The organism is Streptomyces sp. NPDC104202, assembly GCF_055584185.1.
Genome location: NZ_JBVJMN010000054.1, coordinates 53,909 through 61,907, shown reverse-complemented (window position 1 = coordinate 61,907; position 7,999 = coordinate 53,909). Strand labels below are relative to the sequence as shown.

At 75.5% G+C, this 7,999-nt stretch carries 7 protein-coding genes; 3 read left to right on the top strand and 4 right to left on the bottom strand.

Annotated features, from left to right (window positions below; genetic code table 11):
• Positions 1 to 138: 138 nt before the first annotated feature.
• From ACZ60W_RS28615 to ACZ60W_RS28605, 3 genes are all read right to left on the bottom strand, one after another.
• A complete protein-coding gene (locus ACZ60W_RS28615; protein WP_469758269.1) occupies positions 139 to 1,086 on the bottom strand; it encodes a pyridoxamine 5'-phosphate oxidase family protein in 948 nt (315 codons plus the stop codon).
• A gap of 89 nt (positions 1,087 to 1,175) precedes the next feature.
• Positions 1,176 to 2,264, bottom strand: a complete 1,089-nt coding sequence (locus ACZ60W_RS28610; RefSeq protein WP_469758268.1) for a globin domain-containing protein — start codon at positions 2,262 to 2,264, stop codon at positions 1,176 to 1,178.
• Between the two features lie 570 nt (positions 2,265 to 2,834).
• Positions 2,835 to 3,206, bottom strand: coding sequence for an STAS domain-containing protein (locus tag ACZ60W_RS28605; protein WP_469758267.1), 372 nt, complete (start codon positions 3,204 to 3,206; stop codon positions 2,835 to 2,837).
• Positions 3,207 to 3,332: 126 nt separating this feature from the next.
• Here ACZ60W_RS28605 and ACZ60W_RS28600 point away from each other — a divergent pair, with 126 nt between their 5' ends.
• The 3 genes from ACZ60W_RS28600 to ACZ60W_RS28590 all read left to right on the top strand — a co-directional run bounded on the left by ACZ60W_RS28600 (position 3,333) and on the right by ACZ60W_RS28590 (position 6,640).
• Positions 3,333 to 3,671 (top strand): helix-turn-helix transcriptional regulator, encoded by a 339-nt coding sequence (locus ACZ60W_RS28600; RefSeq protein WP_469758266.1) that lies wholly within the window; start codon positions 3,333 to 3,335, stop codon positions 3,669 to 3,671.
• Positions 3,672 to 3,795: 124 nt separating this feature from the next.
• Positions 3,796 to 6,207, top strand: coding sequence for a SpoIIE family protein phosphatase (locus ACZ60W_RS28595; RefSeq protein ID WP_469758265.1), 2,412 nt, complete (start codon positions 3,796 to 3,798; stop codon positions 6,205 to 6,207).
• Positions 6,208 to 6,472: 265 nt separating this feature from the next.
• Positions 6,473 to 6,640 carry a hypothetical protein gene (locus tag ACZ60W_RS28590; protein ID WP_469758264.1) on the top strand — a complete coding sequence of 56 codons (168 nt, stop codon included), beginning with the start codon at positions 6,473 to 6,475 and terminating at the stop codon, positions 6,638 to 6,640.
• A gap of 217 nt (positions 6,641 to 6,857) precedes the next feature.
• Here the strand turns inward: ACZ60W_RS28590 and ACZ60W_RS28585 are convergent, their stop codons facing one another.
• Positions 6,858 to 7,976, bottom strand: coding sequence for a baeRF2 domain-containing protein (locus ACZ60W_RS28585; protein ID WP_469758263.1), 1,119 nt, complete (start codon positions 7,974 to 7,976; stop codon positions 6,858 to 6,860).
• Positions 7,977 to 7,999 lie beyond the last annotated feature (23 nt).

Sequence of the window (7,999 nt, the reverse complement as noted above, 5' to 3'; positions counted from 1 at the left end):
CATCACCACCGCCCCCCCGCCCCCCCCCCCCCCCCCCACCCCCCCCCACCCCCCCCCCCCCCCCCCGCCGCCCCCCCCCCCCCCCCCCCCCCCCCCCCCCCCCCCCCCCCCCCGGGTCCGTGCGTCCGCCGGGGCGTCTCAGGCGGAGTCGTCGCGGCGGAACCAGCCGCTGAAGGGTTCCGGGCCGACGTGCGGTCCGTTCCCGCCGGGCCGGTGAGCGGCGACGGCGCACCGCTCGGCGCGCGCGAGGGTGCGTTCGACCTCCGCGCGCCACGTCGCCGCGTCCGGGCGGGACCGCGGGAGCGTGAGGGGGACGGGCGGCGCGACCGGTGCCGGCGGCACGGTCGGCATGGGAGGCACGGCCGGGAGCGGGGGGACGGCCGGGACGGGGGGCGGGGCGGGGCTGGAGGACGGGGTCGCACCGGGGAGCGGGGCCGGACCAGGGCCGGCGAGGGACGGCGGGACCGGAGTGAGGGCGCGCAGCGGGTCCGGGGCGGGGAGGGCGTCGGCGGCCGGGCGGCGCGCGGCGGCGTCGGCGGCCGCGCCGAAGAAGTCGCCGCCCTTGCGCCGGGGGTCGTCGGTCCCCCACGCCCGGCCACCGGCGCCGCCGCGCGGGGCCTTCTGGAGGTGCGGGATGTGCTTGGCGCAGTGGATGTACGCCTCCTCGACGGTGACGACCATCCACACCAGGGCGCGCCGGCCGGGCACCTCGTCGACGGGGAGCCATGGATGGTCCCGGCGCATGAGGTCGTCGGGCACGGTCCTGACCCGGCCGTTGACGTGCAGGCCGACGCGGTCGCGGAGGAAGTCGACCATGAGGATGCCGACCCGAGGGTTCTCCTCGATGTTGCCGAGGCTGGCGTGGACGCCGTTGCCCCGGTACTCGGGGTAGGCGAGCGTCACGTCGTCCAGGACGTGGACGAAGCCGGGCGGGCCGGCCCGGAAGGTGTTGTCGCAGGAGCCGTGTCGGTCGGCGGTGGCGAGGAAGAACATCTCCTGCCGGGCGACGAAGGCGCGCATCCGGGGGTTGAGCCGGTCGAGGACCTGCTCGTCGTAGAAGCGGTCGGCGCGTTCCGTCGTCCCCATGCGCCGCTGGACGCGGTGCTCTCCGTCGCTGCCCGGGCGTTCGCCGCGCGGGGGTGCCGTCCGGTGTCGTGCGGTCTGCCGCGAAGTGCTCAACTCGTCGCCCCGACCAGTTCCTCGATGGAGTCGTGCCGTATGCGGTGGGCCGGGACGCCGACCCCTCTCAGGGTGTCGACGCCACGGCGGATCATCCCGGGCGGGCCGGACAGGTACGCGTCGAAGGTGTGCCAGGGACCGGAGTCCCGGACGGCCTCGGGCAGTCCGCCGGCGAGGGGCCCGGCGTCGTCGACCACCGGGCGGACGGAGAGCCAGGGGTGCGAGTGCTGGAGCCGGAGCATGGTGTCGATGTCGTACAGACCGTGGTCGCGGCGGGCGCCGTAGAACACCTCGACGGAGCGGCGGCGACCGTGCCGGGCCACGTCCTCGACCAGTGCCTTGATGGGCGCGATGCCGGTACCGCCGCCGAGGCAGAGCAGGCCGTTGTCGGTGGTGTGGTCCACCGTCATGGAGCCGGAGGGGGGACCGAGCTTGACGACGTCGCCGGGGCGGGCGCGGTGGACGAGCGCGGTGGAGACCCAGCCGGCGGGGACGGCCTTGACGTGGAAGGACAGCAGCCCGTCGGAGCGGGGGGCGGCGGCGAAGGAGTAGTGCCGCCAGATCCTCGGCCACCACGGGGTCTCCAGGGCCGTGTACTGGCCGGCGCGGAAGGCGTAGGGGCCGTCCGGTCTGACCGTGACGACCGCGATGTCCGCCGTGCGCCTCTCGTGGGCGACCACCTCCGCCCGCCACCAGGCGGGAGCCCGGGCCTCGTCCGCCGCCGCCGCGTCGATCATGATCTGGGAGATCGTGGTGTACGCGGCGACCCAGGCGGCCTCCGTCTCCGGGCCCCAGCTCTTCGGTGCGTAGCGGGCGAGGGCGCCGAGCAGGGCCTCGCCGACGGCCGGGTAGTGCTCCGGCAGGGTGCCGTACTTGCGGTGCCCGCGGCCGAGGTCGGAGAGGTAGGCGGTCAGGGTGGCCGAGTCGTCCGCGTGGGTCGCGGCGGTGAGCAGGGCCTTGAACAGCCGGTCCCGCTGGGCGTCCATCGCCGCCGGGAAGAGGTCGCGCAGGCCAGGGTGGCGGAGGAAGAGCAGGGCGTAGAAGTAGGACGTGACGCGGTCGGCGATCGGCTCGATCTCTGCCATCGTGCGCCGCAGCAGGGCCGTCCCGGACGAGGGCCGCGGCGCGGACGGGGGCATCGGCCCGCGGGGGGCGCCCGGGGCCCGCGGAGTGCGGGGACCGGGTGGGGGCGGCGACGCGGAGGGGGCCGGGGAGCCGTGCCCGAACCAGCCCCCGGGGCGGCCTTCGGCGGGGCCGGAGCCGTGACCGCCGGCCGACGGGGTGGTCGGAGCTTCCATCGGTCTGCCTCGCCTCGCACGTGTCGGTTCGGTCTTCTCACGGGGCCCGGACGCGCCCCGCCGCCATGGCACCCGCCGGGTCCGGCGACGGCCGGAGCGGCGAGCGGGCCCGACCATACCCCGGCCTCCCGTCGGCCGACCCAGGTGACGACGGCACCCTCTTCATGAGTGTTCTCGCTGCTCAGGACGGAGATGAGGCCGATCCGGAAGGGGATTCTTCCGTTTCGCCGGCGCGTTTCCGGCCATTTCGCCGACCGAAGCCTCACGCCGCGACCCGAACCCCTCCACATGTTCCCGAAGAGGTCTTCACGCGGTCGTAATCCGCGGACGACCTCCTCGGCGTCGTCCGCGGCGGCCTCACGCGCGGCCGGTGAAGAGCGGTGCCGCCCCGGTGATCTCCAGCAGCCGGGCCACCTGGGGGCTGGCGGCCGTGATGACGAAGGAGTGGCCGGCGGCCTCGGCCCACTGCCGCGCCCGCAGCAGGGCGTTCAGGCCGGTGGAGTCGCAGAAGGTGACGGCCGACAGGTCCAGGGCGAGCCCGCCGCCCGCCGGGCAGGCGTCGAGTGCCTGGACCAGCGTGGTCCTCAGATGGAACGCGCCGGCGATGTCCAGTTCGCCGCCGACGGTGACGAAGGCGCCGCCCCCGGCCGCACGCAGGGAGACGCGGAGGCGTCCGTCGTCCTCCTCCGCGGGGAACGCGGGGCGCGGGGCTTCGGGGAAGGGAGTCATGAGACCTCCTGAACCGACGCTGCCTTATGCGAGAATTCTCCACCTACGCTGAGTTATGCGTCAATGTTTACCGGAAATCCTTCTCGGGCGATTGCGGTGCCGGACGGCCGGGAGGACGATGCCTGTATGGGCGGATCCCGAGGTGCCCGTTCCGAGTGGACGTTCCTCACCAGCCACGCGCGGGTGCTGCTGGCGATCTCCCGCGACCCCGGCATCCGGCTCCGTGACATCGCGTCGGCCTGCGGCGTGACCGAGCGGACCGTGCAGGGGATCGTGACCGACCTCGAAGAGGCCGGGTATCTCGTGCGGACCCGCGCCGACGACGGGCGCCGCAACCACTACGGCATCGTCCGGGGCTCGCGCTTCCGCCACCCCGCCGAAGGCGGCCAGCAGATCGCCGGCCTCCTCGAACTCCTCGCCGACCCCCTCGGCCACGGCGTGACCGGCGCGGCCGACCGGGGCTGACGGCGCTCGGCGGCCGGGAACGCGGCCGCCGGCGGCGCGGCTCGCCACGCCCGTTCCGGCGCGCACGCGCACCCGGTGCCCCGCACCGAGGTGCGGGCCGGGCCCGGAGTGGCATGCTCGGTGTATGCAGGGCGATTCCGTGGCGCCCGACGCGGGCGAGGGTGCGGCGCCGGAGGTCCTGGCGCTGGCGAGGGTCGTGGCACGGCTGCGGGCCGAGGTCATGGACCTGGAGGACGGCGCGTCGACGTCGGCGGTCCTCGAACGGTCCAAGGGCGTCGTCATGGCCCGTACGGGGCTCTCGGCGGACGCCGCGTACCAGCTGCTCCTGGACCGCGCGGAGCGGTACCGGCGCACGCTCCTGGAGGAGTGCTGGATCACCCTCGGCCACGCCGGAGGCGTGTCCGAGCCCCCCGCCCCGTGGACCGCGTCCGGCTTGCCGCGCGAGGAGGCTTCGTCTCCTTTCAGCTCCGGGCGCTACGTCGTCGGGGAGGACTCCCCCGCCGGGCGGGGGAGCATGCTGGCGCGGCTGGCCCGAGGATTGACGGAGCAGCGGGGGCCGCAGGACGTGGCGGGGCGGCTGCGGGCGACGCTGGGCGCGACGGAGGGCGTCGACGCGGTGATGATCTACACCGTGACGGCGGCCGGCAGTCTGCGGCTGATCGGCTGCGCCGGCATCGACGACGCGCTCGCGGAGCAGTGGAGTCACGTTCCCCCCGTGGCGGGTCTGGCCGCGCGGGAGGCGGTGGACGCCCAGGAGCCGGTGTGGCTGGAGGAGGTCGGGCGGGACGCCGGCCGGTACCTGCTGATCGGGGACCCGCCCGAGCAGTGGCCCTCGCGCGCCTGGCTCCCGGTGCCGGGCACCACGCCCATGACCACCGTCGTCGGCTTCTTCAGGACCCGCCCCGGCCCCTTCGACGCGCGCACCCGGACGCTGTTGCGCCGGGCCGTCCGACTGTGTGCCGGACCCCTCCGGGAAGGCCGCGGGCCGTACGGCTTCGAGCCGCCGCACGAGGACGCCGCTTCGGTGCAGCTGATCTTCGACGCCCTGGCCGGTCCGGCGGTCCTGCTGACGCCGCTGCGGTCGGAGCACGGCGAGGTCGAGGACTACCGCATCGACGCCGCGACGCCGGAGGCCGTCGACGTGGCCGGTCGCCACGGCTCCGACCTCGTGGGGCGGCGGATCCTGGAGACGTATCCGACGATCGCGGGCACGCCTCTCTGGGACGGCTACCTGGAGACGCTGGTCACGGGGACGGTCTACGAGGGCGAACCCTTCACCTACGAGGAGGTCCACTCGAACCTGCCCCGGCAGTCGGTGTACTCCGTCCGCGCCTCCCGGGTCGGCGGACGGCTGGTGGTCTCCTGGACGCGCCACGACGCCGACGTGCGTGAGACCCGCCGGCTCGCCGACCTGCAACGCCTGGGGAACCTGGGGTGGGCCGGCTGGAACCTGGTCACCGACACCCTCACCTGGTCCGACCAGGTGTACGTGATCTTCGACCGCGACCCCGCGCTGGGCCCGATGCGCCTGGAGGAGCTGCCCCGCCACCTGGTCGCCGAGGACCTGCCGCGGCTCGCCGACGCAGTCCAGCGGCTGCTGGGTGACGGAGACCCCGTCGACCAGCCGTTCCGCATCAGCACCGCGCGCGGCGTGCGGCACCTGCGGATCGTCGCGGAGGCGCGGCGGGACGCGGACGGCGCCCCCGTCGAGGTGCACGGCTTCTTCCAGGACCTCAGCGCCCAGCGCGACGCCGAACTCGCGCTGCGCGACAGCGAGCGGCACAACCTCGTCCAGCGCGGCATGCTCAAGGCCGAACGGGCCCTCGGCGCCCGCCTCCAGGACACGCTGCTGCCCATCCCGGAGCAGTCGCTCGACCTCGCGGGGCTGCGCGTCGACGTCGCCTACGTACCGGCCGACCGCGGCCTGAACGTCGGCGGCGACTGGTACTCCGCGATCGAACTTCCGGACGATGGAGCCCTGTTCGTCGTCGGCGACGTCGCCGGGCACGGGCTGCCGGCCGTCGGCACCATGGCGCAGCTCCGGTTCACGGCCAAGGGCATGGCCCTCACCGGCCCGGGCCTCCCCGATGTCCTCGCCCGGCTCAACACCCTGCTCCTGCGCACCGCCACGGAGGAGCACGGCGCCACCGCCACCATGGTCATGGGCTGCTACCAGGCGTCGGACCACCGTCTGAGCTGGGTCCGCGCCGGCCATCTGCCGCCTTTGCTGATCCGGGACGGCGCCGCCTCCTTCCTCCCCCAGCCCGCCGGCTGCCTGCTCGGCGCCATGCCCGACGCCCGGTACGAACAGGCCGACGTCACCCTCCTCCCCGGGGACCATCTGCTCCTCTACACGGACGGCCTCGTCGAACAGCCCGGCGAGGAGCTCTCGGCCGGCCTCGACCGCCTGGCCGCCCGGGCGCTGCGGCTGCTGCGCGGGGGCCGGGACCCGATGCTCGCCCGGCCGCTCGCCGCGATGGGTCCCGCGAACCGGGACGACATCTGCGTCCTCGACCTGCACCTCCCCCGCACGTGAGCACCGGAGCCGCCGCCCGGCGGGGAGGGGAAGCGGCCGGACAGCGGCACCCGGCGGCTGCCCGGTGCTCTACGGGCCATGCATCGCCCGGCGGTCCGGACCGGCTCGGATCGGTCTGACCCGCGAAGACGTCCAGCGGAGAGAGCCGCGACCGGATGGCACAGAGACAAACGAGTGTCAAGCCGGGCGAATCGGGTAGGCGCTCGGAAGCAGCCGGCCGACCACAGGAGGGCCGGGGCAGCCGATCAGCCAGGAGGTGTCGGTCGTGGAGGCCGTCAGGAACAGCAGCCGCTCCGTGCGAACCGAGGAGGCGGGCACCGGGCGGATAAGGACCTGCCGCCCCGCGGTCCCCCGCCCCGGCACCGACCAGCCCAAGGACCTCTGGGGCGAGGACGGCGACACCGAGCCCCAGATAGTCCGCGGTGAGGACTGACCGATCGAGGAGAGCAACCGCGGGGGGGGGGGGGGGGGGGGGGGGGGGGGGGGGGGGGGGGGGGGGGGGGGGGGGGGGGGGGGGGGGGGGCGGGGGGGGGGGCGGGGGAGGGGGTGGGGAGAGGGGAAAGACCAAAACCACACCCCCCCCCCCCCCCCCCCCCCCCCCCCCCCCCCCCCCCCCCCCCCCCCCCCCGCCACGTGAGGCACGCGACCGCCTACGCGCCGCGGCGGAGCACGGCACCCAGCCCGCCGAGCGGCCCCCTCATGTCCCGGGGCACGGCGAGGACTTCGGCCTCACCGGCCACGCAGGCACGCATCAGGGCATCGTCGGCCCGCACCTTCTCCGGGCCGCGGTACCCCCGGCCCTCTGCCTCACCCCGGCCGACGGCGATGTCGTACGCGCCGGTGCCGACCCAGACGGGCAGGCCGGCATCGGAGGCGCCACGCGCCAACAGCAGGGTGGCCACCTGGCGCTCGCGCGCGGCCTCCACGACGGCCGGCACCCCTTCGGCGGCTGTGCCGTCCCCCTGACGCCCGCGCGGCCCGGTACGGCCCGAGTGAAGGACGTCGAGCGCGCGCCCGACGCGGTCGCGGGCGTACCGCGCGCGTGCCTGCTCGACCTGGCGCCCGAAGCGCTCGGTGGGCGCTCCGGCCGTCCGGCTGCCGTGTTCCACCTCGACGGCGAGGCCGGCCAGCCGCCCGGGAAGGCGCTCCCTGACGGCCTTGCGTTCGCCCGGTTCGCCGGCCAGGACGAGCAGGGTGCCGCCGTCCTGCGGGCAGCGGCGCGCGAGTTCGGCGGCGATGACCTCCGCCGTCTCCTCCCAGGCGCCCCCGACCCGGGTGGTGTAGTGCCACGCGTACCGGTCGTGGCGCATGGCGGAGCGCTCGTCGCCCCGCCCCCCGGTGACGCGCGGCCGCCCTCCTCCGCCGGATTCCCACAGTTCCAGGTCGGCGCCCGCCCGGTCGATGAGGGCCACCTGGCACTCGGGGCCCTCATGGCACAGGGACACCAGGGGAGCCAGACGGGGAAGTGCCGCCCACGTGACGTCGGCCTCGGGGGGCGGCACCGCGAGCGGCAGGTCGAGGACGACCTCGTCCCGGGATGCGAAGAGGGCTCGTCCCGGCGCGCCGGGTTCCGGTTCCACGCCGAGGCGTTCGGCGACCGAACCGACGGTGGCGGGGTCGGCACCGTCGTCGATGAGCCGCCCGAATACGGCGCGGTCACGCAGTCTGCGGCCCTTCTCCGCGTCCTCGTCGTCCGGGACGGCACGCACGAGCACGGAGGCCCAGGGGCGGGGATGATCGAGGAGCGGTGTGAGGAAGTCCAGGTCCATGGTGTCCCCTGAGTCTCGATCGG